A 23,245-nucleotide genomic window follows, 5' to 3' on the forward strand; every position below is an offset into this window, starting at 1 on the left:
TCGAAAAAAAAGACCGCCGAGGCGATCTGTGTGGGGTGTTACAGGTTGCAGAAATACCGGATCTTCACAGGAACCATCCAGCGGTCGCCGTCCTCGCGGCCGTCGGCGATTTCAGGCGTGCGCTCGATCTGGACGTCAATGCCGCCCTTGGTGAAACTGGCGCCGCGCCGGAAAAGCGCCGCGATCATTTCAGCACGCGCGCCGGCGGCAGCACTGCCCTGCCCAGGTGGATACATCAAGCTGACCTGGAAGATGCCCCGCTCTTGGCGCGAGCCATCGCCCATAGAATGATTGTCTGGCGCCGCTGGCAGCAAATAGGCCGCTTGATACGGCCGGCCGGTGACCGGCGTGTACGGTACGTTCTGCCATGCGGTGTCGAAGGCCGGCGCGAGGCTGGCCAGGGCCGCCTCCAGCGCAGCGCGTATTGTTGGTTGACTCATAATTTATAGGTCGAATAGCCTTGTGAAAACTCGTTTGCGGTGGTCCCGTCGCGCACCCCATTCACCGCGTTGTCCACGATAGTATGGAATTCCACGACCGTCAGGGCAACGACGCCGACGGGCGCTTGGCGGGACCAGCCCTCCTCGATGCGCTTCGCATAAGGAAGATTGTTCACGAGGTAGATCACGTCGCCCGCCTTCGCAGCGCTGATCGTGCTACCGTGCGCGGCGATAGTGGCGCTACCGTCTTTGTCGATCAGGTCGCGCACGCCAGCAGATGGCGAGCCGATAGAAATAGCCCATGCACCACGAAACCTGCCGCCAGCATAGCCAGGAGGAGCTGGGCGCTGCCAATATTTGGCATCACCAACTGGCGATCTCTGGACAATCTTTTCGTCGATTTTCATTACCGTTGCACGCACCACCAAGTCAGCATTGGCCTTGGTTTTTGCAATAAATTCAGCAATTTGCAGGGAGAAGCTACTGGACATTTGGTGCTCCCGGTAAAGTGTTTGATATATTGGCTTGGGCAGCTTTCCTTCTGGCCCAGCCCTCTTTTTTTGACGCTGACATTTTTGCAATTGACTCCGCTGTGTGCGGCCTTCTCGGCCGGCCACGCAAAGATGCTGCAATTTTCTCGCGCTGCTCCAATGACATATTTACCGCAAGCGCTGCTAGTTTGGCCTTGGTTTCGGCGCTGTGAGTCTTCCCGATTTGAGCTGCCGACTGCCTCGCTCTCGTTTCCAGTGTTCGCTTCTGCCCCGAGTTAAGTTTTGCAATCCGATCGCGCACCTCGCGAGATACAGCTCTACCGCTCGCAGATAGTTTCACCCTAGTCTCAGGCGACATTACCCGCCCCATGGCTGATGCTGACATCTTTGCGCGAGACTCATCTGAAAATCTGCGCCCGATGCAATTTCCTGCGGTCGGGCACATGTTGTAGCCCGCCTTGAATGTGTTCAGTAAATCAATCCAGTGTTGTTCGCGCTGCACTAAATTTGACAAATCGGTCACGACTTCAATGACGGAGAAGACAAGGCTGCCTTCTCCATATTTCAACCATGCCGCTTGAAGCTTTTTATTTTCGTGACATTTGCGGCGTAAGGTGGTCAGGTGGGCGTTCCAGCGAGTTTTGAATTTGACAGCGCTGCCCACATATATCTTGCCATTGGCGGTATTGGTAATTTTATAAATGCCGGATTGCGCTAAAATAGCGTCAGCCATGATGACTCCCTGATCGAGTTGTTTGGTTAGAGCCGGACCGGTGTTAGCGCACCCGTTCGGCTCGTCTATTTTACCCTCAAATACTGTACGTTAATACAGCCATCACACACCCCGCAATTGCAAAGTAAATAACAGACTAATATCAACCGGCTGCAGGTCGCCGACATTGGCAATGGTGTAGGCCGCGCCCCCGAACAGCACTAAGTCGGACGCCGTTGGCGCCGGCATTCGCGCGCCGTTGCGCTGCAGCGGCGACAGCAGCAGCTTCTGGTCGCCCGCCTGGATCAGCGTGCCGTCGATGTACTCGGCCTCGTAGGCGATCTTCACGCCCGTTCCCTGGTAGTCGGTGGTGGTGACCGGCGCAGCGCCCAGGTCAGGATCGTACACGCCTGTCACGACCTGGCGCAGCACCACGATGCCGCCCTTGCGGCGCAGCGATTGGTCGGCGCGCGCGGCGGTTTTGGCATAATCGGGCATAGCCTATGGCGCTTTCAAGTAGTCATACGGCGGCGTCTCCACGAAGCGCACGGCCTTGATCGTGGTCTTGCCGTCGATCAGGGCACGCAACACGCGATGCCAGCCGTCCATGATGAAGCCCTGCTGGCACATGATGATCGGGTGGCTGGTGTCGACGTCCAGCGCGCGCCGCACGTGATGCGCGATGCCGTAGGCCGATCCGACTGCCGGCCAGACTTCCGATCCACTGTAGATTGCGGCCAGCGGCAAGTCGAAGGGAACGAGATCCTTGGCGCGCGCGATCAGATTGGTAACGATCCATGCCTTGTCGCCATCGCGGTAGGCGTTGTCGGCAACGAAGAAGCCGTCGATCTTCACTGCTGGATATGCGCTCATGCTCGTGTCACCTTGATCGAATTGCCGCCACCGGCCGAGCCGAAGTATGGCGCCAGGAGTGCGTCCACGGCCACGAAGCGCTCGCGCGCGTCCGTGGTGTTCTGGAAGTACTCCGTTTCCAGTGGGCCGGTCTTGTCTTTCTTGATCGCGTTCGAGCCAGTGTCGAGGTCCGGCAGCAGATCCTCGCCGCTGCCAGCGCGCACGGCCAGGTCGATGCAGGCATTGACCACGTCCGGCGGCACGATGGTGCTGGGCACGATAAAGCCGTCGACCACCACGTTGTAACGTGGCCAGTCCAGCGCCTGGCGCTGATAAACGCGACGGCCAGCCCAGCGTGTGCGGTAAGTGGCCATGAACAGCGTAGCCTTGCGCAGAGCGATTTCCTTATCAGCCTCAGCCAGCGCCGCCCAGGCTGTCAGGCCCAGGCTGGCGCAACGCGCGTCTGCAGCAGCGATGCTGGCGTAGGATTCAGCGTCGGACAGGCCGGCGCCGGTTTCAGTGATGAGCATGGATACCCTAATTAATAACAGCCACTTGCTGCACAGAAGTTTTCAGAAGCAGGCTTTTTCTTATGCCGCAAGCAATACTGCGCCATCAATCTGGGCCTGATCTGCCATCGCCACACCATTCTGATGCAGGGTGTCTGCATATAAGCCTAGTGGATTGGCAAGCTCATACGAGCCGAAACGTGATGCGTGATCAATAAGCGGCAAGCCCTTTGCCAGTGCAATGCTAGTGATTGCATCCCAGTACGGCTGGACCAGAGGCGGCGCCGCTCTTGGCCAGGATGCCAGGCTCGCTGGTAAAAATGTGCTGAGAATGCAATTGCTCCCACCTGTCTGCAGGTTGTCCACAATGGTGGTGAGGCGCTGCGAGTACGTGGCCAGGGCCATCGCACTGTTGGCATCGTTGACGCCGATATCGAGAATCACGACGTCGGGGGTCGTCACGCCAAGCTTGAATGGCTGCGTGCCCTCCCATGGATAGGTGTTGTAGATCAGGTTGGCCACTCCGCCGCCCGAATTTCCGAGAGTCCAAACCGAAATCTTTGGCATCGTCGAGTCATAGCAATCGCAGCCATAAACGAACACGCCAGAGCCCAGCGCCACGGGCGTGAACGTGATGGTATTCGCGCCGCGCGGAAACGTCACGGTCTCCTTCTTGATGCTCTGTGCCACGTTGGCATCTATGGTCTTAATGACATTGCCACCCACGCTGATCGTGAATGAGCCGAAGCCAGGACGGGTCAAGTAATAGACATCCGCCGTGTCGGTCGGGTTATCGGGAGTGAACGTCATTGCATTCAACGTTGTCAGGTTCGAGAACGCGATGCCAAAACCCGTCCACTGCACGACGTTGAAAGCGCCGCTGTTGGTCCAGCCCGCCCCCATGGTGATGCGTGGATCGTATTGGGGCGCAGTGGCGCCTACCGAATTGATATTGCCGTCGCAGAAGAAACTGTCGGTATGGGAAGGCAGACCACGCGCATTCAGAAACGCAGCGAGCTGCGCCGCCCTGTTCTTTGCGCGGGCCCCGACAAAATTGGCGGTGCCAGCCGCACCGAAACCTGTAGTACGAGAATCCCCCATCAGGGCGACGACGCCACGGCCGGACTTCGACAGCACGCGCGCTTTAGCAGCGCACCATTTCCGCATTCGAGCGGGATTGAAATTCAAGACCCCGGCCGGGCCCGTTGCTGGCAGCAGCGCGCCAGCACTGTCAGCAAGCCCTGCCACATTTTTTACAACGCGCGGCGCGCCCAACACCGCTGCCATCATCGACGCATCCACACTCCCCGCCGAACAAGTCACCAGAAAGCGCTGCTCACCGGCATACGGCCCGATGGGCGCCAGCGCGCCAGCGCCGATGGTCCACGATTGCAGCGAGTTCGTCCCACCCAGCACTGGATCGAGGCGATACACCACGCCAGCATTGCCGGGGCCGCCGCTGACGTTCAATACTTGGCCCTCGGGCAAAGCGATGGTTTGCGGCGTGCCGCCGGCAGTGATAGTGGGCATATTGGCTTTCGGGAGTGCGGTGTATGGAATGCCCCGATGTGCGGGGCGGCGCTGGCCAGGGATTACGCCTTGGCGGCTTTTGCGGGCTTTTCGGCCGTGGCCGTGGCTGGTGCAACTTGCGACTGGGCAGCGGCGGCAGTGGCATCCTTGGCGGCCTGGAGGCTTGCAGCTTCGTCGCGCAAGCGCTGCGCTTCGGCCTCGTTGGCCTGGGCCTGTTCGGCGACGCGATACGTCTCAGCCGCCAGCTCGCGCTCGCGTTCCAGCAGCTGATCACGGGCGGCCAGCAGTTCGGCCATCGTCGGCGCGCGCTCGGTAGGCGCGCCCAGGTCCTGGTCGCCGTACAGCTCGTGCACATCGGGGTTGAAGTCGGATTTATTGATGACGACGAACGGGCCCTGCGTGTGCGGGTCCGTCGATACGATTTTGAGGGTATCCATGGTGAAGTCCAGGTGATGCCCGGCAGCACCTCAGTGCTGGCCGGGCCAGGTTGATGATTAGCCCAGCAGCGCTTACGCGCCGATCAGAATGCCCATGTGGCGTGGCGCCACTGCTTTCACACCCCAGGCCAAGTTGACCTCGTAGCGGACCTGGCGCTTCTGCTTGTAGATGCAGAACTCGTAGGTGATGCCGGAAACCGGGTCGGTCACCATCATCACGTCATCGGCCGAGTCGCCTTCATCCGGCATGGCCGGCGCGCGGCAGGCCAGCTGGATGGCCGAGCGGTGGAAGAACATGTTGCGGGTGGTGACTGCAATCACGGTGATTGCAGTGGCTGCGGCAGGGATTGCCTTGCGCAGGCCCGGCTCGGCCAGCACGATGGTGCCGCCGTTCGAGGTATCAGCATCGCCAGCCGCCAACAGGTACTTGTTGTCGGCATCGCCAGCGAATGTCACGATGTCACCCGTGATGTAGGCGCCGGTACCAGCAGCAGCCAGGTTGATCACCGTGGCACCAACGGCATAGCCGGCAGCATTGGTGGTCGATGCAGCCGCAGTGCCGGCAGGGACCAGCGAGCGGATCTGGCCCGAATTGTGGATGTCCCAGCCTTCAACCTGGCCGATGATGCCACGACGCAGCAATTCATCGCTATTCGCTTCGTTCGCCTTGAACAGGCCGGACTGCTTGCCGCGGATGTTCGAGATCGCGGACGAGCCCAGAACCATTTGGCGGTCGGTCAGTGGCGCGCCATTGTCGTCCAGGATGCGCAGCGGATTCGAGAAATCGGTGAAGTCGGCCGCCGTGCCGAACGGGGTCACGTTGGCAGTACCGTAGGCGCGCGAGGCATAGATGTGCAACGCAGCCAGATCGGCCTCGACTTCATTGCCCAGCGTGCGCAGCGCCTGGGTAATGCGCTGCGCGTTGATATCGCCCAGCGTGCCGGCGTTGTTCAAGCCGCGATTTTCTTCGCCCGTGATGCCAAATGGCACCGAGCGCGCCTTCTGGATTGTCATGTCAACGTAGTTGATGGTCTGATTCGGCGTATCGGGAGCATAAGCTCCTGGCGTCAAATCTTCGGCGACCATAGGGCCGACGGATGGCGAACGCACGGTTTCATTGATTGCCGCACGCTCAGCATTGGAGTCGCGCGATACTGCTGGAATCATGCCGATCTGCTCGCGCGAGATTACCTCCATCGCGTTGTAGATAGTCGGCAGCAAGCCGTTCAGGGTAAGAGTGCCCATTGTCGTAAAGCCTTTCAAAAATGAAGAAGGCCCGCGAAAGCGAGCCATTGAGGGGTGATTTGAGTTTTAGAACTGAGAGGCCATCCAGCCCAAAGCACCCTTCCGACATCCATCGAAAAGGCACGTGTAGGGCGTCAAGGCGACGCCCTGAATTGCGAACTTTAACCGGCGACCGTTACGCCACCTTTCATCGCTGCTGCGCGATCCTGGACGCCCATCGCCTCGAATTGAGCGCGGGAGATTTGCTTGGCACCTGCGCCGCCGCCATTACCGCCGTGGGCGCCGCCGCCCGAGGCGCCAGAACCTTTCAGGATCTGGTCCTTGAACGGGCAAGCCTGCACCAGTTGCGCTAAGCCTTCATCGAAATCAGCGACTTCGCCTGGACGGGTCGGAGAGAAAATCTTATTGCCCGCAGCGTCGTACGGCACCATCTTGCCGTCCTCGACCTTGAAATGGCTGCCGAAATAGGCTTTTGCCATCTCGGTCGGGATCGCCAGGCGGCTCGGGTGCTTGTCGTCGGTCAGCAGCTTCGAGCTGGCGAAGCCGCCGCCGATCATGTGGGTGTTCAATTCGTTGGTGCGTTTATCCAGCTGTGCGGTCAATTCCTGCAACTGAGTAGCGCTCGCCTTGGCCTGCGCGGCGACCTGCTCCTGAGCGGTCTTCGCCGCCGCATCCTGGATTTCCTTGACCTGGGCGGCGGTTTTCAGCTCGCCGGAACTGAGGCTCTTGACCGTATTCAACGCGGCCAGAGCGGCCACGCCGTCTTCGATGCCGTCGAACGACTTCAGGCGCTGCTCGGCAGCTTCCTTGGCCTCGCGGTGCGTCTTGGCCTCGCCGTTCAGGCGGGTGATTGTGCCCAGCGTGGTATCCGCGTCGAATGGCGCTTCCGTACCGTTGGGATGAATAAAGATCGGCAGCTTCTTCTCGCCGTCGATTGCAATGGTTCCGTCTGCGTTGTATTTGAATGGCATGGTCGTTCTTTCCGGGCATCCGCCCTATCGATGGCCTTCCGGCCGTGCGCCGCGTCGCGTCCGCTTGCAGCAATGAAAAAAGGCCACATGGTTGCCCGTGCGGCCTTCCTTGGTAATAAAACGTTTACTTGTACTTCGCCTGCAGTTCTTCCAGGGTCAACTTGCGCCCCTTGAGATTCATCAGGTCATTCAGCGTGATCTTGCCCGCCTCGTACATCTCGGCGCGGCCCGGGCCCAGGTACTCAGCCCGCCAGGCCTTGTCCTTGCTGGCCAGGAAGCTGGCAAAGTTCATCTTGCTGCTGACCGCGCCGCCGTCGCTGGGGCGCATGCTGTCGCCCGGCTCGTCCAGTTCAATGCCCAGTTCGGCGAAGGTCTTGGTGCGCGTGCTGAGCGTGCAGCGGCAACTGAAATGAATGGCGCCAGGTCCGCCCGCCCACTCGTGGGTGTGGTTAATCGGCTCCTGATCGTGCAACGAGTATTCGTGCAGGTCGCGCATGGCGCACAGCAGGCAGGTATGCGAGTCGAGCGTCGACAGCCAGACCAAGCACTCGATCAAATCGCTGTTCTGCTGGAACGAAGCCAGGCGCGCTGCGTTGGCCACGGCCTGCACCGAACTGTGCACCAGCGCGCGGGCGTTTGCTTCGGACGTCTTCAGGATGCCGGGCATGGCCTCCGCATCGCCGCCGGTGGCCTTGGCACTGGTACCGACGACGCGCGCAACGATCTGCGAAGTCGTTTCCCCCTGCGCGGCACCGAGCCGCACCTGGTTGGCGAATCGAAATTGCGTGTCGAGTGCCTGACGCTTCCACCAACTGGCTGACGAGGCGCCCTTGATCAGGGTGTCGCCGACCAGCTTTTCGAGGTAGGTGGCCGGCGGCAATTTGGCGCCTAACTCAATCTTGAGGCCCTGCGTCAGCACCTTGGCCGTGTAGTCCGCCTCGATGCGGGTCATGCCCAATAGGTTGCGCATGGCTTCCGCTTCCACGCCGCTGTAATGGGAAGCAATGACAGCGTTCGACTCACGCAGCAGCGCGGCCATACGCTGCTTGCCGTAGCTCGAAACCTCACCCTCGCCCAGCTTGGCGGCCAGTTCCTTCGACATGGCGCCCATCAGCGCCACAATCTTGCCCTGCACGTCCGCAGAGAAACGCAGCAGATTCAGGGAGTGCACGAGAAACATCTCGGCGATCCACTCTTCGAGCGCGCCCATCTATCCCCCCGGCAGGTCAGGCGGTGCCGATTGGATGCGCTCCTGCTCATCCTCCCACTTCAGGTCTGGCGACACGATGCCGCGGCGTTGCAGTTCATTGAAGTAGGTTTCGGCAGAGATTTTGCCGCCGGTGGCACTCTTGAACAGCAGTTCGGCACTGGCCTCGGCGAGCGATGCGGCGCCGAAATCCTTAAAAATGGTGATGTGGCCGCCTTCGGCTTCACCCACCCATTCAGCCATAAACTGAAGGGCCTGGTCGCCGGCGTCCTCGACGTTGCCCGCGATCTTCTGCAGCGCGCATGCGCCCTGCTCGTTATCTGCCAGGGTTTGCGATTCCGTCACGTTGCCCGGTTTGATCACCAGCAGCTCAGCGCCGGCCTGGCGCATCCGGTCTTCCAGGTCGAGGATGGACAAGCGGCCAGCCTCGATGGCCTTGCCGCCGTGCTCTACGAATTTCAGGTCGCCCTCTGGCGATTCGGTCTTGACCGCGCTACCGGCGCCGACGGTGATGCCGCCCTCGCCCAGCATCTTGGCAAACAGGATCGGCACGCGCGCGACATGCAAAATGTTCTGCTGGTCGCTCTTGCTCTGCCAGTGTTCGACGTTGCTGTGCGCCAGCTCGAGTAGCGGCGGCGTGGCCTGCATGTAGCCCAGGCGTTTGCCGTAGACGGGCACGAAGGGGATGATTTTCAGGCTGGTGACGCCCTCTTCGTACAACGCCCACTCCTTCTTGCTGCCGGTTTCACTTTGGCGCCAGGTCTGCCATGTGCCGCGCCCGAGGACGCGCACCTGCTCGATTTCCTTGGTGTCGAAGTCGCCATTCGGCTCGGACACGCTTTCCAGTAGCCGCAACTGGGTCAGCCCATCAAGGCTGGTCGCATTCTTCGGCAGCCAGCCCAGGACGTTTTGCACATGCACCTGAACGAAGTACGGACGCACGCCAGCGGCCTGCTCGTCTGCCTTCGTGACCAGGTTGCCAGCCTTGGGGAAGTCGACCAGGATGCCCGAGAAGCCGAAGCCCATGGCCTCCTGGGTGATCTCCGACAGGAAGCTATGCAAATCGCGGCCGGACAGGTCGACATTTTGCAACCAAGGCTTGAGCCGTTCCGGCACGTCCTCGCCCAGCGTCACCGGCTTGCTGAACGGCTTGGCCGACAGCACATCGATGGTGCGGGCGTAGGCCGGGAACAACGTAGCGACGGCCAGGCGCAGATCGTAGCTTTCGCTGTCCTCGCCTGGCCACTGCGGCAAATACTTCTTGCCAGCCGCCCGCATGGTCTTCGTGCCGCCCAGCAGCGCGGCGATCAGCGCGCAATCCTCGTTCAGCTTTGCGGCTTCGGCTGATTGTGTGCGTACATCGGTCATGGAAATCCTTGTTGTTACATGCGCAGCGGCGCCGTGGTCGTCGTGCGACTCGTCACTGGCCAGCGCTTGGTGATGAAGTAGCCGCCGGCATCATTGGCGTGGTCAAAGCCACCTTTCTTGTCCGGTTCGCCCTTATCGTCGTAGATTTGGCGCTCCAGACTTAGCGTGTACTTCTGACACTTATTCGTGTTGACCAGCATGCGGCGCTGGTCGTAGGTGTTACACAGCATGGCGTTAACGCTGTTGATGCGGTCTTTCACGGCCGGATTGGCATGGTCGACCACCACCGTGAAGCCGGCGGCGCGCAGCAGCGACAGGTCCGACTCGCTGGCGCCACTGCTCTTGCGGTTCTGGCCGGACGCATCCGGATAAATCGTTATCAGATGCTGCTGGCCAGTTTGCTTGTACCGGCCCTTGATCTTTTCAATCATGGCCGGCGTGTCGAACACTTCCATGAACTCATCGACAGCGCGCGGAAGGTCGTCGCGGATCACGAAAACCACCGCCGCGCCTTTGCCAACGTTGAAGTCCATGCCGATGTGCAGCGCATCGCCCGGTTTGACTGTGTCGTCGGTATGGTTGCGCCGACGGTCGAAGCAGTAATAGATGACGCCCTGGTAGTTCTCGAAGCTGGCCAGGTACTCTTGGCGGAACGTGCGGGGGTCCATCTTGCGCCGCGCGGCTTCGATCTCTTCGGCCGGCACGTTGCCGCCGTCGACCGACGTGTACAGCCAGCTCTTGTGGTCAGGCTCACGGCCCTGGCCATCAAGGTAGCTGTCATAGCAATGGTTGAAGCCTTTCGGCGTGCCGATGCGCAGCGCGTGGCCGCCGACCCGCTCCTCGCCGTTGATGACGAAGCGGCAGGTCGACAGCATCGGCCGCAGCACTTCTTCCCACGCCGCGTACACGCAGTCGGCCCATTCATCAACCAGCGCGAAGAACAGGCCGGAGCCGCGCAGGTTGTCGTAGGCGTCCAGGCCGACGATGCGGATGACGTGGCCAGCCTTGGTGGTGATCGAGCATTCCGTCTCGTTCGGCTTCCCGGCGCGCCAGCTGGGCGGGATCGCCTGCTTGAGGCGCTTCCAGAACACGCGCTTCGCCTGCTTGAAAGTCGGCGCGCAATACCAGATCTCGTCCTCAGTACTGACGCCCCACTCGGCAGCCAGGCGCGCAGCACGGCGAATCTCAGCCTTGCCCAGGAACGTCTTACCGAAGCGACGGCCGCAAACCGCGTCGCGGAACCGAGCCTTCTTTTGCCATCCCCAGCAGTAAATATTCGCCTGTTTCGGCGTCAGCGCGACGGGTCCTTCAGAGAATCGGGCTGTCGGGGAGGTCTTCATCGGGCTTCAATATGTATTCAGGTGTGGACGGCATGCCTTCGCCGGTATCACCTGGTGCTTTCGGCGCGTCGAGGCGGCGGTTCACGTAGACGTCGCCGACTTCCTCGGCTGCCAGCTTGATAATCTGGATGGCCAAGGGAATATTGCCCTTGTCCTCAGCCTTGCCGGCCATTCGGTCAAGCGCTCGCAATCGGCCGGCGCGGCTCGCAATCCCGATGTCGGCAGTCTCCTCGCGGAAGCGCTTGCGCGTGTCCTCGAACAGCGTGCGCCATTTGATATTGAGCGACCGGCCGGCGTACTTCGTAGGGTCGTATGTCTCGCACTGCTGGCGCGTCACATCGAGCTTGAATTGCTCCTTGACCGATGCGACGACCTGAGACGGTTTGTCGAAGCACGCCAGCGCCTGCACGATGAAGGCTTTCACGTCATCCTTGAGTGCCGCCATGGGGGTTGCCTTCCGTCAAGGGGCCGTCAATGTCAAGCCGCCTTCAGCAGACAGGTCCCGCACGCCCTCGCAATATTGATCTTTGCCACTTCTGGCGTGTTATTTGCTGCCGCGACAAGGGCGGCCAGCGTGCCGTCGGGATGGCCTACGCCGTAACGTCGCACGATGCCCACAAACTCTTCCACATCGTGTCCTCGAATCGCCAGCTTCGGAAAGCCATCCTTGGTGAAGGCTGGCGAGCCGTACTCGTCACGCTCCTGACCGATGTGCATCAGCTCGTGCTCGACCAAGGCGCAGAACTCGACGTCGCTGCAGGTTAGGCAGTAACTGGCGTCCAAGGTGATCAGGTATTCCGGGACCGCGCCGAACCAGTCGGCCATCTGCTGTTGCTGGCGGCCCTTTTGCCACGGCCCACAGCGGAACGTCACTTCTTCGCACTGGCCAAGCACGGTGCGGCCGGCCTTCACGAAGCCTTCCGGCGCCCACAGGAACTGAATATTGCAAGACTCCAGGTGCGCGTGGTCTTCGTTGTAAAGCGCGCCGCCTTCGGTGAGGATGGTTGCGCGCGCCCACTTGAGCACCTCGGGCGCGGGCACGTAACGGTTGTTCAGCGGGTCGGCGAACTCAGGCGATGGCATCGGGCGCGCTGACGTGGACGCTGCGGAATTTCGGTTTTTCTTCATTCCGATCTACTAGATGTAGTGTTTGACAGCAATTCTGTCCGTCTCAGCCCGGTGATTTTTGATACTTTCGCTCGCGACCTACTAAATGTAGTGTCTCACGCGCCTTCGATGCTTAAATTGACTGGCGGCATACTCGCGCCCAGCACCCACAGCGCGATAGAACCGCCAGCGCTCAGCACGGCAAGTTCCTCGGCGTTCGGGCGCCAGTACGACACCACGGCAGGCAGATCGCCGACGTGCGTGCGCGTGATCGGCAGCGTGCTGCATGGGAGTTCGCCCTGGTCCCAGCCAGCAGGCGCGCCGAGCACGCTGTTGTTCGACGGGTGTTGGATTTTTTGCATATCGGCTTTCGTTGTGTCACCGCCCGTGCAAGCAGGGCCGCGATGAATTGCGGTGGAGCCTCTTGGCCATGATGCGTCGGTGACTGCGCCCGTTTTTCAAAGCCCTGCCACTGGAGCGCACTGGCAGTTGCAAGTGTCAGGTGGTCCAGACGTGCAGCGCCGGCTTGGCCATCGCCCACAACCAGGGCCAGACCAGCAGCATAAGTGCGACGATAGCGCCGCCGATCAGCGCGCCCGCCAAGACGAGGCCCACGATCATGCGGCCGATATCGAAGTTGAACATGCTGCACCTCATATAGAAAAGCCGCCAGCGCAGTGATGCGGCTGGCGGCGAAACCCGGCGTGCCGGGCAAGGAGAACTGGAGCGGGTGGCGGGCCTCGAACCCGCGTCGCCGGCTTGGAAGGCCAGCGCTCTACCACTTGAGCTACACCCGCGTATCTGGTTGCCGGTTACAGCGTCCGGCGCCGAATGGCCGCGACTACAACGCGCGTCGGCTGGGTGATGCTTATCCTGCTCGTGGTTTTAGGCTGATTGATGTGCTAAGGCCTCGCCAGTGCCAAACTACCCGCTGCGCCGATGGCTAAATGCGCGGTAAGTCGCCTTCACATTTGCGCCGTGCGGCGCTGGGGCTGGATTCTTCGCTACTTCATGGCGCACCTCCTTTTCAGGCCTGCGGCGGCATGACCGCGCGCGCATCCGGTCAGTTCAGTTTCTTTCGTCGCGTTCGGCGCGCGTCTGGCGCTCGGCCACCACAAGGGCGATGCCGAGCTGGCGCCGAATCTCGTCATTCGTTGGCGGAGGCTCCACCACCTCGGGCGTGCCGCAGTCCAGGTGGGCGCGGGCCAGGTGGTGCAGTGATTTAGTGATGTGCGCCATGCCGGCCTCGAAAAGTGAATCGCCAATGCAAAAAGCCGACTCAAGGTCGGCTTCTATCTGCTCCAGCGCTATCTGCGAAGTGAGCAATATCTACGATTTTCAGGGCGAGCAGGTCCGGCGCTGGGTCGGGGTGCTGCCGCAAGTTCCGGGTATGGGCGCCCTGGCTTTCGCCATGCGTAACGATTCCGGAAGAATTTTACTGAAAATCTAGTTAGGCATTAACTATACACGAAATACTGTGTTTACAACCAGTGTGCACGAATATTTTTCAGTCTGTCGTGCGCAACTTCGAGTTAGCCCTGCGCGCGTGGCTGTCGTACATCGCGGTCAGCTCGCTCACCATGTCGAGCACGAGCCTCTTCTCATACTCACGCATCCCAATGATCTCGCTGATGCCGGAGCCTTTGCAGGCCGAACACTGGCGGTTGCCCAGTAGCGCGGTGACGCCGGTGCCCGCGCATTTCTTGCAATGACTATCGAGCCAGTGCGCCAGCGAGGACTCGGCCACGCGCTTGTACAGGCCATGCGCGATCTGGATGTCCTCGCTCTTCACCCAGTACCGAGCCCTGCCCTTTTCGATCACGGCCGCCGTCCAGATGCGCAGCAGCTGCGCCAGGTTCTGCTGGTTGCCCTCGAACATGCGGTTCAGCGTGCCGTCGGCGTACTTCACGCGGCACAGCAGCGCGCCGATGTCGCCGGCCAGCGCCGCGGCGGCCAGCGGGTCCGTCTGGTGGTGCAGAGCATCGTCCATCAGGTTGCTCGAACCTATCGATGCGATGTAGCGGTCTGTAAAGCCCATGTCTTGCCTTTCATTTTGTATGTCAACGTTAACACCCTTTTTTGAATTCGGCCAGCCCTGCCAATCTCTTGCGCCACTCATACCCGCAGCACGCCGGTCCGGTTGAATTCGCGCACGGCCGCCAGCGACGCGCGCGCAATCTCGACGTTCGACACGCCGCGCAGGAAGACCATCGTCTTGCCGACGCCCTCGCGCAGCACGCGCATTTCATCGCCGTTGACGCCGAAGGTGCCCGTGCGCTGGGCGCGTGCCTGGATTTCGGCAATCGCCTCGACCATGGCCTGGGCCACCGGCAGGATGGCATGGCCAGCTGGCGCAATGCGGCGCGCCATGTCGGCGTTGCTCAGCAGGTCGTAGACATGCTGCTCCTGGAAGTGGCCCTTGCCCATGGCCTCGCTGGCCTGGAAGCCTGGCATTTCGAAGGCAAGGTCTGCGCGCAGGCCCGCAGGCAGCACGGCCGGCTTCGGAATGTACCGCTTGCGCGGCTTCTTGTTCGCGCCCATCAAAACTCCTCAACTTTCCATCCGCCGCCCGCCTTCTTCGGCAGCGCCTGCACGGCGACGAAGCGCAGCGGGTACATGTCGGCCGCGATTTTGATCTTCGCGCGCGCATCCTCCTGCCAGTGCCCTTTCACTTCGTGCGCCTCCAGCGCGCCGTCGACCAGCAGCACGGCAAAATCTGGTGTGTAAAAAGTGTTGTCGGCAAGTCGGAATTTCAGGCCTTCGAACTTGTACCAGGCCACATCGCCAGCGGCCTTGCGCAGCTCCAGCGTCTGCGCATACGCGGCCTCGGTCTTGTTCATGGCGCCGACCTTGAGGCGGCCCAGCGCTTGCAAGCCACGGGCCATCATGCGCAGCCCACCAGCTCGGCGACGGCGCGCACCACGGCCGCACGCGCAGCCGCATCGGGCGTACTGAAGTCGGCCAGCAGCACGGGGAACTCCTCGTACATATCGTTTCGGTTGATGATCGCAACCACATCCCGTCCGCCATACGTCCACTCCAAATCGACGCGGTATTCAACTACCAGCGGGCCGGCAGCGGTCCAGTCGCCCATCCAGTCCGGCACCATCGCCTGGCCACGGCTTTCGGCCGCGCCCGCTGGCGGCATGCCGACCAGGGCGCCGCCCACTTCGATCAGGTTGGACCAGCCAAGCAGCTCGGCCAGGCGTTTGTTTGCTGCGATTTCGTTTTCTTGATTTTTCATTTGAAGCCTTTTAAGCCGTTTTTTCTGATGGGTACGTCACTTCGTAGCGGCCATGGCCCTTGCGCAGTGCGGAGGTGCCTCTGGCAAATCCTGAGCGGCATTCGCAGCCTGGACGCTCGGGCGTTTCCCCCTGTGCGACTCCCAATCGAAGACAACCAGCCTGCCGCCGCCCTCGCGCAATCGGTCAAACGCGCGCTCGCCCAGGAACTGCTCCAGGCCGGCGGCGTCCAGGTTGCTGATGACGATGGTTGGGCGCGCCGCCTCGTAGCGCCCGTTGATGATTTCGAACAGGATCAGCTTTTCCGTGTCGCTGCCGTGCTGCACGCCCACTTCGTCGAGGATCAGCAGATCAGGCTCGACCAGGTCGCGGATGGCCTGTGCCTCGGTGCGCCCAGCGCCCTTTGCGTAGGTTTCCTTGACGGAGCGCACCGCGCGCATTACCGACGTGAACACAGCTTGGCAGCCGTGGCCCATGATGTGATGGGCAATGCCCACGGCCAGATGGGTTTTCCCGGTACCGACATCCCCAGCGAAGATCAGGCACGCGCCAGTGGCCCGGGCGTCTTCGAAGTTCTCGGCGTACCTGGTGGCCACGGCCAGCGCGCGCTCGGCGCCAGGGCAATCCGGCCGGTACGATTCGAGGCGGCGATCAGCAAAACGCTCGGGAATAGCGGCACGGCCGAGCTTTGCGCTCCATTCGCGCGCTTTGAGCTCCTGGCGCCACGCGGCGCGCTGCTCGGCCTCGCGCACTTGGTCCTCGACGTTCATGCAATCCGGGCAGCCGGACCAGGCGCCGCGAATCAGCATGGCCGTGTACTCGCCGTGCATCGGGCACCGCTCGATCTGCGCGCTGGCGTAGCGCTTCTTGCCTTCAAAAGGTGCCATCTGCCCCAACGCCCTTGTGGTAATCCTGCTTGCCAAAGTTTCCATGGGTGACGCCTTTCTGTGTTTGCGTTGCGCCGACTGCCCAGTCGGCCTTGTAGTGCTCGCCTGGCCCGAAGAACGTGGCCGGTTGTTTCGTGAATTGCGGCTCGGTGCGCGAGAGCAGCACGTAGTTCGCATACCGTTGAACGCCAGCAAGGAGCGCTTCGGCCGGTACGCCCTCCTTCCGGCGGGCCGTCCAGCCCTTGTACGAATCCTTTTTGCTTGCACCGGGGCGCGGCGGGTACGCTTGCCAGGCGGCTTCGAATTCTTCGGGGTAAGGCTCGGGAGGCGAAGCCGACGAAGGTTTTAGGTTTACTGGTTTATGGTTATTGGTTATTGGTTCTTGGTTAGTTTTTGATCCGGTTTCAGCTGGGTTGCCAGTAGCATCCGAATCAGAACCAGATGGAAACCCGCTGGGTTCTTGATTGGTTGCAGCTTGCTTGCGGGGGCGACCACCCAGCTTTCCATTTGCTTTCGCTGTTTCCGCCTTGATGCGATAGTCCGCAATCACCTGCTCACAGACCTCGTGGCGGTAGCCGTCATCAGTTTTTATGAACTTGAAGCGCAGTAGTCGCTCGACAATCGCGCGCTCATCCGCCGTCTCGACGCCCAAGGCGTCGCACAGCAAATCGATATCGAGCGGCAGTTGCGCCTCGACGTCGTAGTAGACGTCCATCATGTCGCGGTAAATCCAGCGCGCCTGGCGGGACATGTTCACCGTCCCGGAGCGGAAGTCGCCGATGTGGAAGGGGTAATAATTCAAGGCCGAGCCTCCTGCGCACGCACCGCGCCGAACAGCGCAGCCACCAGCGGATCACCCACGGCGCCCGCCTTGCGGATCCCGTACTTGCTGCGCCAGTGCCGCTTAATGGTGGACTGTGTTTTGCTCATACTGCTTCCATTTCGAATATTGTGATTTGCCGAGGGTCGACCTCAGGAATCAGTGACAAGCGCGCTTCGCCAACACGAGGCGCAGGCGTGCCAACCATCACCTGGACGTCTGCGAGCAAGCTCGACTCCCCCTGGATGCGCTTGCGGGCGATCTCGGCATAGGCCTGGTTTAGTTCTATGCCGATGCAATCGCGTTGCAGCCGATCTGCGACAAGGCCAGTGGTGCCAGCGCCGAAGAACGGATCCAGCACCGTTCCACCAGGTGGGCAGCCTGCGCGAATGCAGTTTTCCGGCAACTCAGGCGGGAACGTGGCGAAGTGCGCTTCGGCGAACGAATGCGTCGCCATGGTCCAGACGCTGCGCTTGTTGCGCATATCTGGGCGGGCGGCGGGATCCTCGCGGAAGCCGGCGCCGCCGCCCATGCGCGCAGCCGTGCGCAAGCCCTGCTCGTCGCGCCCGCCGTCCTTGTTGCACGCCATGACGCGGCCACGTTGACGCACATCGGCATCGGTGCCATGACCAAACCCGACGCCGCGTGCTGTGCGCTTCTGCGGCTTCTGGCCCGGCACGTCGTAATCCTTGGTGCCGAAGCTGTTTCTCGGGTGGTCTGCGGCGCCGGCGGCCGGCTCCTTAATTGCCTCAGCATCATAGAAATACTTCTCGCTCTTGCTGAGCAGGAATATGTATTCGTGTGACTTGGTGCAGCGGTCGCGCACAGATTCGGGCATCGGGTTCGGCTTGCTCCAGACAATGTCCTGGCGCACCCACCAGCCGGCGTCCTGCAGCGCAATCGCAAGCCGGTGCGGCATCATGCAAAGGTCCTTGTGCTTGAAGCCCAGGGGAATGCTGTTGGAACGGCGGGCATGCGCCGTGCGCACAGCCACGTGCGGATTGTTGCCCTTGTGGCCGCCAGCGCCTGCTGGGCCGTTTGGCTTGCTGGCGTAGCTGTCGCCCATATTGATCCAGCAGGTGCCGTCAGCACGCAGCACGCGGCGCGCCTCGCTAAAAACGTCGACCATCACCTCGATAAATTCCGCCGGGGTGGCTTCCAGGCCGATCTGGCCGTCGACGCCGTAGTCGCGCAATCCCCAATATGGCGGACTGGTGACGATGCAGTGCACGGATTCGGCCGGCAGCGCGCGCAGCTGCTCTCGCACGTCGCCAATCATTATTGTTACGGTCATAAGAGTCCCTCAGCTTTCAGGATTTCGTGTGTAGTGCTGACGGCCGCGCGGAAGGCAGCCTCCAGGCCGGCCATCGACAGATCAGCTGGACGCGTGCGCCGGCCGTCGAGCACGTCGTGGCAGGCGCTGCAGCCGAACGCCGCGGCGGTGTCTGGCGTTTTCAGGCCCATACCCTTCCCGTCCGCCAGGAAGTTCGAATGGCAAAGCACAGTGGTATCAGGGTCGAAGTTGCAGACGGCCAGGCGCAGCGTGCAGTCCTGGCCGCGCGCGGCGCGCCGAATTGGTGTCATCTTCGGGCCCTTGGCCTTCAACTTCGCCTTCCGCGGCGGCGCCTTGCGCTCGGCCGCAGCCACACGCAGGATCCCGGTGCTGCTCGACGGCACCTTCTGCTTGAATGCGGTGCGCTTCAGGCCGGCGCCTGGTTTGAGGGGTGAGCGGCGCATCATGTTAGGATTGCCTTCCCAACAACAGTGAAGGAGTTGAAATGGCCGAGCCGTTTGAATACAAGGGTTGCAAAATCGAAATTAGCTCGTACCAGCACACGTGGGGCTCGTACAAAGACCAGTGGAGTGGCAACACGCATATCTGGTACGAGGGCGAACGAACCCCGTACAGTGCTACCGTTGACAACTCCTTTGATACCAGCGCTGAGGCAGAATCCAATGCAACCAGGGTTGCGCGAAAGTGGATCGACGAGCACCCGACTCGGGATTTCGGACTGTAATTTCACGCCGGCACCTCCGCCGGCTGCTTCGCCCGCTCAATGGCGCTCACCACCGACACTCCGGTCACCTGCTCGATCGTGAGTCGCCCCTTCGTCTTACTCGGCATGAGCATGACTTGCCCGGTACTGCGCTCCAGCTCGACGTATTTGCGGTACAGCGTCGGGTTCAGCTTGGCGGCGGTGGTCAAGTCGGCTTTGTTCGACATGATGCAAAAGCAGCACGAGAACCGCGACATGCCGGCGGCGTACACCCAATGCGGCGCTTGGCCGGCGGCCGCTATGCGCCCAAATACCTCGACGGTGGTCCAGCCGTGGATCGGCAGCCAGTCGTACCATTCGCGGCCAGCCTTGCTGTTGCCTTCGTGGCGCTTGAATGGCGTCAATTTCGAACGGCCCGGCGATTCCTCGGCGCGCATGCCCAAACAGTTGACGACCAGGCCGCAGCCAGCAGCCATAGCTGCGGGCCTTCCATACATATTCAGGGTGTGCGTGCCACGAGGCACGCCAATGAAATCGGCTACGCGATCCTCGACCAACCCACGAATGGTGCGCTCGATCGGCCCGCGCTTGAGATCACTGGTGCACTGGCGCATCGAAGGTGAAGGGAACATGCCGCGCTCCTCGATCATTTGCAGCAGGCCGCGCCGCGAGCGACAAACGTGCAGCGGCTCGCCGGCGGTCGTCGCTTTGATCTGGTCGACCGCGCCCGGCCATTCGACCTCGCCCAGGTCGGCGTGCACGATGACGCGCTGCGCCGCCGGCACCAGGTCGCGCAGCAGCAGGTACATGGCCTGGCTGTCCTTGCCGCCGCTGTGATTAATCACGAAGATGGCGCCGCGCGCGATCAGGTCGATGATTTGCTCGGGTACCTGCGCGATGCCGGCCGCGAATAATTCAGCCTGGTTCATGTCGTACTCCCAGCGCTCCGGATGGCGCGCCGCGCCAGCCGCGCAGCGTGGGCCTCCCGCATAGTGCCCGCCGTGCCTTCCAGCGCGGTGCCGAAGTGCGCCTTGTACGCGTCGCGGCCGGCAAGCGTCGCGGCCTTCCAGCCGTCCTCAAGCTTGTTGACGATCGACACGGCCAGGCCGCGATCGATCAGACTGTCGCGCGCAGATTTACTCGGCTCGTAACCATGCGATAAAGGGCCGCATTCGATGAGGGCGACAAGGGTGTCGACCTCGGCGCCGGTAAGGGTCAGTTCGCTCACGATTCATCCTCCATCGCGCGCTTGATGCCAGCGCCATCGAGGCCAGCAGCCCGGCAACCCAGGCGAGTAGCGTGGAAGTAGGCATTCGTGTCGCTTTCGTGGCCGGCAGTGGCCAGGCCTGCATCAACCAGGCGCTGCATCGCCTCCCGCGCAGCGCCGGAAATGTTCGCGCAATAGTAGTTGCGATAGCCCCAGCGATTCTTCGGCTTGCCCTGTACGGCGCCCAGCATGTGCTGCAGCTTGGCGAAATCGCCGGGCATGATTGCGTCGCGGACGGCCGCCAGCGCGCAGGCGGCGCATTTGCCATGCTGGGCCAGCTGCTTGGCGGTGCTGGCTTTGCCGCAGGCACAGACCTTGCGGATCAGCGAATAAGCGGGCGTGGCTTGGTTTGCCAAGTGGTGGCGGGTAATCTGAGCTGGATTGGTAATCATGTTACGATGTCCTTTTAATAATTCGAGGTCGAAATGATTGATAGCATCCCGCATCGATCTTTTGTAATCCTGTCCGATGTTCACGAAGTCAAAACTGACGGCAAGCCGATGTTTTTGAGCGTCGTAGGCGTGCAGCCGAACTTCGGTGGTGCGCCTATTCGTATTCCCGGCGCGCTTCCTTCGCCAACTCGTAAAGAGGCTCTCACTTGCGGCCAAGATGCGGGCAAACGCTGGATAAATCGATGGTTGGGCCCGGAGGCCTGATAGATTCATGCCACTCTCGCAATCTCGCCCTCATGGGCGAAGTTGGCGAGGATCAGCGCCTTGGCCATGGGCGGGCAGACCGAATTGCCGCACATGCGCACCTGGGCGCTCTTCGTCAGTTTCAGGCCCTGGGCCGGGTCGTCGCCAATGATGTAATCGTCGGGGAAACCCTGGGCCCGGAACAGCTCGCGCGGCTGCAGCATGCGCAGGCCGATATCTACGATCTGGTAATCCTGGCCGCGGATCGTCACCAGACCAAAGCGGTCGCGGCTTGTGACTGTGGCCAGCGGCCCGTCGATCTCAGGCGCCTGATCCGTGCCGTAATAGCTCAGCAGGAACGCGCGCACCTCGGCGTGGTGCTGGCCGCCGGCGCTAACCGTGCCCAAGGGCTCGTCGGTACCAGCTGCCGTGCTTGTGCCGCGCAGCTTGATGAGATTGCTGGTAAGCAGCGCATGCCGGCTTGTCGCCGTCACCGTCTTGATCGGCTCGCCCGCCGGCGATGCACGAGATTCGTCACCCTTCTGCGTGTAAAGGGCTTCAATGTGTGCCGTGACTATGCCCAGCGCATGCGGCGCGCCAGCCGGTTTTTCCTTCGGTCCGGCCGTGATCGTCGGCACCGGTTCCGTCATTGCGCTGCCGGTGGCGCCAGTACGGAACTTGGTAATGTGCGCCGACACCATGCTGAAATGGCCGCCCTTGACCTGGGCGCAGATGGTGCGCAGCGGCTCGTCGGCAGGCATCACGCGCTGATTGCTCGCGTTTGCGTGCTCGGTCAAGAACGCCGTCACCAGTGCCGCATCTGCCTTTGAGGTCGCGGTAGCCGTCGGCTCATCCACGCCGCGCGGGCGGCTTTGTCCGGCACGGCCGCCGACACCACTCAACAATGCGGATACCAGCGCATGTTTGCTCTCGCCCACCACTGTGCCCAGCGGCTTCTCAATGTCAAGCGCGCGCGGCACTTGCGCGGCATGCACCAGATCAATGCGCTCTTCTTCCCCGCAACATGGACACTCGGCAGGCGCCAAACCACCTACACCAGTCGCATGCTGATCATTGAAGCTATTGCCGCACTCCTTGCAGCGGTAAAGCGCGGGCCGCTCGCCATACCCGACCTGCACCAGCGTCGCCACGCCGAGCGCCTTCTCGCCACGGTGCGCGCCGGTGATGGTGCGGAACGGTTCGCCGATGGATTCGCTGCGGTCGCTGCCTTGGTGCGTGACTGGCACGATGGTTGGCGCCACGACAGCAAAGCCCGGCGCACTGGTGATAGTGCGCAGCGGTTCGGCCCTCTCCCACACGTTCGGGGCCCTGCCGGTCGTTTTGCTGTTGGCAGTGTTCACGATGAACGGATCTTCTGCATCGACCACATAGCGCATAATGCCCTTGGCGATGCGGCGCAGCGTGGCTGGCGCCAGCGGCCGGTCGCGCGTAAAAATGCTCGGGCACGGAATCGAGAAATCAATGCACTCGGCCGCAGTGCGGTACGGAAGCAACCTGCCGGCGCGCACGCCGATGCTGTCTGGCGCACCATGGGTTGGTTCTGGCCACTTAATGGCAATGCCATCGCGGCGCGCCACCAGGAAGAAGCGCTTGCGGATGGTGGGCGTGTCGTGGTCGCAGCCGCGCATTTCGCGGTAGTCGACGGCATAGCCGTGGGCGCGCAGCTGGCGGATGAAGCTGTCGAAGGTCTTGCCCTTCTTGGCCGGGTCCGGCTTGGCGGTGCCGTCAGCTTCGACCAGCAGTGGGCCCCACGTCTTAAATTCCTCGACGTTTTCCAGCATGATGACGCGCGGCTTGCACTTTGCCGCCCAGCGCAGCGTCACCCAGGCCAGACCACGGATGCGCTTTTCGACGGGCTTGCCGCCCTTGGCTTTGCTGAAATGCTTGCAATCGGGGCTGAGCCAGACCAGGCCCACCGGACGATTGTTCGTGACCTTGATCGGGTCGACGTCCCAGACGCTCTCGCACAGGTGCGTGGTGTGCGGGTGGTTCGCCGCGTGCATCGCCAGCGCCTCGGGGTCGTGGTTGATGGCGATATCGACCGGGCGGCCGAATGCCTGCTCCAGGCCGGTGCTGGTCCCGCCACCACCGGCGAAGTTGTCGATGATCAGTTCGCTGCCGAGGTCGAGAGAAAGGGTAAAGTTGTCGCGCCTCATGCTATGATTCC

The 23,245-nt window shown here is 61.8% G+C and carries 31 protein-coding genes and 1 tRNA gene; all 32 read right to left on the bottom strand.

Annotation, left to right across the window (positions count from 1 at the left end):
• Positions 1-38: 38 nt before the first annotated feature.
• The 32 genes from ACP7DE_RS00055 to ACP7DE_RS00210 all read right to left on the bottom strand — a co-directional run bounded on the left by ACP7DE_RS00055 (position 39) and on the right by ACP7DE_RS00210 (position 23,234).
• Positions 39-440, bottom strand: coding sequence for a DUF4128 domain-containing protein (locus tag ACP7DE_RS00055; protein WP_426070171.1), 402 nt, complete (start codon positions 438-440; stop codon positions 39-41).
• On the bottom strand, positions 437-931 hold the full coding sequence (locus ACP7DE_RS00060) for a hypothetical protein (protein ID WP_426070172.1): 495 nt from the start codon (positions 929-931) through the stop codon (positions 437-439). Before ACP7DE_RS00060 ends, ACP7DE_RS00055 begins: the two co-directional genes overlap by 4 nt.
• Positions 921-1,664, bottom strand: coding sequence for a GIY-YIG nuclease family protein (locus ACP7DE_RS00065; protein WP_426070173.1), 744 nt, complete (start codon positions 1,662-1,664; stop codon positions 921-923). The genes ACP7DE_RS00060 and ACP7DE_RS00065 overlap by 11 nt, the downstream gene beginning before the upstream one ends.
• 102 nt (positions 1,665-1,766) lie before the next feature.
• Entirely contained in the window at positions 1,767-2,141 is a 375-nt protein-coding gene (locus ACP7DE_RS00070) for a hypothetical protein (protein WP_426070174.1), read from the bottom strand.
• 3 nt (positions 2,142-2,144) lie between these two features.
• The gene (locus tag ACP7DE_RS00075; RefSeq protein ID WP_426070175.1) at positions 2,145-2,516 is read right to left on the bottom strand and encodes a hypothetical protein; all 372 of its coding nucleotides are present in this window, start codon (positions 2,514-2,516) and stop codon (positions 2,145-2,147) included.
• The gene (locus tag ACP7DE_RS00080) at positions 2,513-3,025 is read right to left on the bottom strand and encodes a DnaT-like ssDNA-binding protein (RefSeq protein WP_426070176.1); all 513 of its coding nucleotides are present in this window, start codon (positions 3,023-3,025) and stop codon (positions 2,513-2,515) included. Before ACP7DE_RS00080 ends, ACP7DE_RS00075 begins: the two co-directional genes overlap by 4 nt.
• Positions 3,026-3,085: 60 nt before the next feature.
• On the bottom strand, positions 3,086-4,534 hold the full coding sequence (locus ACP7DE_RS00085) for an SGNH/GDSL hydrolase family protein (protein WP_426070177.1): 1,449 nt from the start codon (positions 4,532-4,534) through the stop codon (positions 3,086-3,088).
• Positions 4,535-4,596: 62 nt separating this feature from the next.
• Positions 4,597-4,971: a hypothetical protein gene (locus ACP7DE_RS00090; protein ID WP_426070178.1), complete on the bottom strand. Its 375-nt coding sequence runs from the start codon at positions 4,969-4,971 to the stop codon at positions 4,597-4,599.
• A 72-nt stretch (positions 4,972-5,043) separates the two neighbouring features.
• Entirely contained in the window at positions 5,044-6,216 is a 1,173-nt protein-coding gene (locus ACP7DE_RS00095) for a P22 phage major capsid protein family protein (protein ID WP_426070179.1), read from the bottom strand.
• Between the two features lie 161 nt (positions 6,217-6,377).
• Positions 6,378-7,187 (bottom strand): DUF6651 domain-containing protein, encoded by an 810-nt coding sequence (locus ACP7DE_RS00100; RefSeq protein WP_426070180.1) that lies wholly within the window; start codon positions 7,185-7,187, stop codon positions 6,378-6,380.
• Between the two features lie 124 nt (positions 7,188-7,311).
• Positions 7,312-8,397, bottom strand: coding sequence for a hypothetical protein (locus ACP7DE_RS00105; protein WP_426070181.1), 1,086 nt, complete (start codon positions 8,395-8,397; stop codon positions 7,312-7,314).
• On the bottom strand, positions 8,398-9,762 hold the full coding sequence (locus ACP7DE_RS00110) for a DUF4055 domain-containing protein (RefSeq protein WP_426070182.1): 1,365 nt from the start codon (positions 9,760-9,762) through the stop codon (positions 8,398-8,400).
• A gap of 14 nt (positions 9,763-9,776) precedes the next feature.
• Complete coding sequence (locus ACP7DE_RS00115; RefSeq protein WP_426070183.1) at positions 9,777-11,102, bottom strand: hypothetical protein; 1,326 nt, start codon at positions 11,100-11,102, stop codon at positions 9,777-9,779.
• Entirely contained in the window at positions 11,071-11,547 is a 477-nt protein-coding gene (locus ACP7DE_RS00120) for a DUF2280 domain-containing protein (protein WP_426070184.1), read from the bottom strand. The genes ACP7DE_RS00115 and ACP7DE_RS00120 overlap by 32 nt, the downstream gene beginning before the upstream one ends.
• Before the next feature lie 32 nt (positions 11,548-11,579).
• Entirely contained in the window at positions 11,580-12,230 is a 651-nt protein-coding gene (locus ACP7DE_RS00125; RefSeq protein WP_426070185.1) for a putative metallopeptidase, read from the bottom strand.
• A gap of 95 nt (positions 12,231-12,325) precedes the next feature.
• Positions 12,326-12,571: a hypothetical protein gene (locus ACP7DE_RS00130; RefSeq protein WP_426070186.1), complete on the bottom strand. Its 246-nt coding sequence runs from the start codon at positions 12,569-12,571 to the stop codon at positions 12,326-12,328.
• A gap of 136 nt (positions 12,572-12,707) precedes the next feature.
• Positions 12,708-12,854: a hypothetical protein gene (locus ACP7DE_RS00135; RefSeq protein WP_426070187.1), complete on the bottom strand. Its 147-nt coding sequence runs from the start codon at positions 12,852-12,854 to the stop codon at positions 12,708-12,710.
• Positions 12,855-12,931: 77 nt separating this feature from the next.
• Positions 12,932-13,006, bottom strand: a tRNA-Gly gene (locus ACP7DE_RS00140).
• Between the two features lie 271 nt (positions 13,007-13,277).
• The gene (locus tag ACP7DE_RS00145) at positions 13,278-13,535 is read right to left on the bottom strand and encodes a hypothetical protein (RefSeq protein WP_426070188.1); all 258 of its coding nucleotides are present in this window, start codon (positions 13,533-13,535) and stop codon (positions 13,278-13,280) included.
• A 181-nt stretch (positions 13,536-13,716) separates the two neighbouring features.
• Positions 13,717-14,247 carry a hypothetical protein gene (locus ACP7DE_RS00150; RefSeq protein WP_426070189.1) on the bottom strand — a complete coding sequence of 177 codons (531 nt, stop codon included), beginning with the start codon at positions 14,245-14,247 and terminating at the stop codon, positions 13,717-13,719.
• 77 nt (positions 14,248-14,324) lie between these two features.
• Positions 14,325-14,750, bottom strand: coding sequence for a hypothetical protein (locus tag ACP7DE_RS00155; protein ID WP_426070190.1), 426 nt, complete (start codon positions 14,748-14,750; stop codon positions 14,325-14,327).
• On the bottom strand, positions 14,750-15,082 hold the full coding sequence (locus ACP7DE_RS00160; protein ID WP_426070191.1) for a DUF1064 domain-containing protein: 333 nt from the start codon (positions 15,080-15,082) through the stop codon (positions 14,750-14,752). The genes ACP7DE_RS00155 and ACP7DE_RS00160 overlap by 1 nt, the downstream gene beginning before the upstream one ends.
• A gap of 11 nt (positions 15,083-15,093) precedes the next feature.
• Positions 15,094-15,453, bottom strand: a complete 360-nt coding sequence (locus tag ACP7DE_RS00165) for a hypothetical protein (protein ID WP_426070192.1) — start codon at positions 15,451-15,453, stop codon at positions 15,094-15,096.
• Between the two features lie 36 nt (positions 15,454-15,489).
• Positions 15,490-16,383, bottom strand: coding sequence for an ATP-binding protein (locus ACP7DE_RS00170; protein ID WP_426070193.1), 894 nt, complete (start codon positions 16,381-16,383; stop codon positions 15,490-15,492).
• Positions 16,325-17,140, bottom strand: a complete 816-nt coding sequence (locus tag ACP7DE_RS00175; RefSeq protein ID WP_426070194.1) for a YdaU family protein — start codon at positions 17,138-17,140, stop codon at positions 16,325-16,327. Before ACP7DE_RS00175 ends, ACP7DE_RS00170 begins: the two co-directional genes overlap by 59 nt.
• On the bottom strand, positions 17,137-17,268 hold the full coding sequence (locus tag ACP7DE_RS00180; RefSeq protein WP_426070195.1) for a hypothetical protein: 132 nt from the start codon (positions 17,266-17,268) through the stop codon (positions 17,137-17,139). Before ACP7DE_RS00180 ends, ACP7DE_RS00175 begins: the two co-directional genes overlap by 4 nt.
• Entirely contained in the window at positions 17,265-18,452 is a 1,188-nt protein-coding gene (locus ACP7DE_RS00185) for a DNA-methyltransferase (protein WP_426070196.1), read from the bottom strand. The genes ACP7DE_RS00180 and ACP7DE_RS00185 overlap by 4 nt, the downstream gene beginning before the upstream one ends.
• Positions 18,449-18,898 carry a nuclease domain-containing protein gene (locus ACP7DE_RS00190; protein ID WP_426070197.1) on the bottom strand — a complete coding sequence of 150 codons (450 nt, stop codon included), beginning with the start codon at positions 18,896-18,898 and terminating at the stop codon, positions 18,449-18,451. Before ACP7DE_RS00190 ends, ACP7DE_RS00185 begins: the two co-directional genes overlap by 4 nt.
• A 280-nt stretch (positions 18,899-19,178) precedes the next feature.
• Positions 19,179-20,084, bottom strand: coding sequence for a phosphoadenosine phosphosulfate reductase family protein (locus tag ACP7DE_RS00195; RefSeq protein ID WP_426070198.1), 906 nt, complete (start codon positions 20,082-20,084; stop codon positions 19,179-19,181).
• On the bottom strand, positions 20,081-20,383 hold the full coding sequence (locus ACP7DE_RS00200; protein WP_426070199.1) for a hypothetical protein: 303 nt from the start codon (positions 20,381-20,383) through the stop codon (positions 20,081-20,083). Before ACP7DE_RS00200 ends, ACP7DE_RS00195 begins: the two co-directional genes overlap by 4 nt.
• Positions 20,380-21,087, bottom strand: a complete 708-nt coding sequence (locus ACP7DE_RS00205) for a hypothetical protein (protein WP_426070200.1) — start codon at positions 21,085-21,087, stop codon at positions 20,380-20,382. The genes ACP7DE_RS00200 and ACP7DE_RS00205 overlap by 4 nt, the downstream gene beginning before the upstream one ends.
• The gene (locus ACP7DE_RS00210) at positions 21,084-23,234 is read right to left on the bottom strand and encodes a DNA cytosine methyltransferase (protein WP_426070201.1); all 2,151 of its coding nucleotides are present in this window, start codon (positions 23,232-23,234) and stop codon (positions 21,084-21,086) included. The genes ACP7DE_RS00205 and ACP7DE_RS00210 overlap by 4 nt, the downstream gene beginning before the upstream one ends.
• Between the last annotated feature and the right edge of the window lie 11 nt (positions 23,235-23,245).

The sequence above is a fragment of the Janthinobacterium sp. DSP2-3-3 genome (genome assembly GCF_049897325.1).
Lineage (GTDB): Bacteria > Pseudomonadota > Gammaproteobacteria > Burkholderiales > Burkholderiaceae_D > Janthinobacterium.

Bases quoted from the DNA above. Each gene is read 5' to 3' on its own strand.
- ACP7DE_RS00180 (WP_426070195.1), bottom strand. From the start codon at position 17,268: ATGAGCAAAACACAGTCCACCATTAAGCGGCACTGGCGCAGCAAGTAC.
- ACP7DE_RS00130 (WP_426070186.1), bottom strand. From the start codon at position 12,571: ATGCAAAAAATCCAACACCCGTCGAACAACAGCGTGCTCGGCGCGCCT.
- ACP7DE_RS00105 (WP_426070181.1), bottom strand. From the start codon at position 8,397: ATGGGCGCGCTCGAAGAGTGGATCGCCGAGATGTTTCTCGTGCACTCC.
- ACP7DE_RS00185 (WP_426070196.1), bottom strand. From the start codon at position 18,452: ATGACCGTAACAATAATGATTGGCGACGTGCGAGAGCAGCTGCGCGCG.
- ACP7DE_RS00170 (WP_426070193.1), bottom strand. From the start codon at position 16,383: ATGGAAACTTTGGCAAGCAGGATTACCACAAGGGCGTTGGGGCAGATG.
- ACP7DE_RS00120 (WP_426070184.1), bottom strand. From the start codon at position 11,547: ATGGCGGCACTCAAGGATGACGTGAAAGCCTTCATCGTGCAGGCGCTG.
- ACP7DE_RS00165 (WP_426070192.1), bottom strand. From the start codon at position 15,453: ATGAAAAATCAAGAAAACGAAATCGCAGCAAACAAACGCCTGGCCGAG.
- ACP7DE_RS00095 (WP_426070179.1), bottom strand. From the start codon at position 6,216: ATGGGCACTCTTACCCTGAACGGCTTGCTGCCGACTATCTACAACGCG.
- ACP7DE_RS00080 (WP_426070176.1), bottom strand. From the start codon at position 3,025: ATGCTCATCACTGAAACCGGCGCCGGCCTGTCCGACGCTGAATCCTAC.
- ACP7DE_RS00190 (WP_426070197.1), bottom strand. From the start codon at position 18,898: ATGATGCGCCGCTCACCCCTCAAACCAGGCGCCGGCCTGAAGCGCACC.
- ACP7DE_RS00205 (WP_426070200.1), bottom strand. From the start codon at position 21,087: ATGAATCTATCAGGCCTCCGGGCCCAACCATCGATTTATCCAGCGTTT.
- ACP7DE_RS00135 (WP_426070187.1), bottom strand. From the start codon at position 12,854: ATGTTCAACTTCGATATCGGCCGCATGATCGTGGGCCTCGTCTTGGCG.
- ACP7DE_RS00125 (WP_426070185.1), bottom strand. From the start codon at position 12,230: ATGAAGAAAAACCGAAATTCCGCAGCGTCCACGTCAGCGCGCCCGATG.
- ACP7DE_RS00210 (WP_426070201.1), bottom strand. From the start codon at position 23,234: ATGAGGCGCGACAACTTTACCCTTTCTCTCGACCTCGGCAGCGAACTG.
- ACP7DE_RS00065 (WP_426070173.1), bottom strand. From the start codon at position 1,664: ATGGCTGACGCTATTTTAGCGCAATCCGGCATTTATAAAATTACCAAT.
- ACP7DE_RS00060 (WP_426070172.1), bottom strand. From the start codon at position 931: ATGTCCAGTAGCTTCTCCCTGCAAATTGCTGAATTTATTGCAAAAACC.
- ACP7DE_RS00090 (WP_426070178.1), bottom strand. From the start codon at position 4,971: ATGGATACCCTCAAAATCGTATCGACGGACCCGCACACGCAGGGCCCG.
- ACP7DE_RS00055 (WP_426070171.1), bottom strand. From the start codon at position 440: ATGAGTCAACCAACAATACGCGCTGCGCTGGAGGCGGCCCTGGCCAGC.
- ACP7DE_RS00070 (WP_426070174.1), bottom strand. From the start codon at position 2,141: ATGCCCGATTATGCCAAAACCGCCGCGCGCGCCGACCAATCGCTGCGC.
- ACP7DE_RS00075 (WP_426070175.1), bottom strand. From the start codon at position 2,516: ATGAGCGCATATCCAGCAGTGAAGATCGACGGCTTCTTCGTTGCCGAC.
- ACP7DE_RS00195 (WP_426070198.1), bottom strand. From the start codon at position 20,084: ATGAACCAGGCTGAATTATTCGCGGCCGGCATCGCGCAGGTACCCGAG.
- ACP7DE_RS00115 (WP_426070183.1), bottom strand. From the start codon at position 11,102: ATGAAGACCTCCCCGACAGCCCGATTCTCTGAAGGACCCGTCGCGCTG.
- ACP7DE_RS00100 (WP_426070180.1), bottom strand. From the start codon at position 7,187: ATGCCATTCAAATACAACGCAGACGGAACCATTGCAATCGACGGCGAG.
- ACP7DE_RS00110 (WP_426070182.1), bottom strand. From the start codon at position 9,762: ATGACCGATGTACGCACACAATCAGCCGAAGCCGCAAAGCTGAACGAG.
- ACP7DE_RS00150 (WP_426070189.1), bottom strand. From the start codon at position 14,247: ATGGGCTTTACAGACCGCTACATCGCATCGATAGGTTCGAGCAACCTG.
- ACP7DE_RS00155 (WP_426070190.1), bottom strand. From the start codon at position 14,750: ATGGGCGCGAACAAGAAGCCGCGCAAGCGGTACATTCCGAAGCCGGCC.
- ACP7DE_RS00085 (WP_426070177.1), bottom strand. From the start codon at position 4,534: ATGCCCACTATCACTGCCGGCGGCACGCCGCAAACCATCGCTTTGCCC.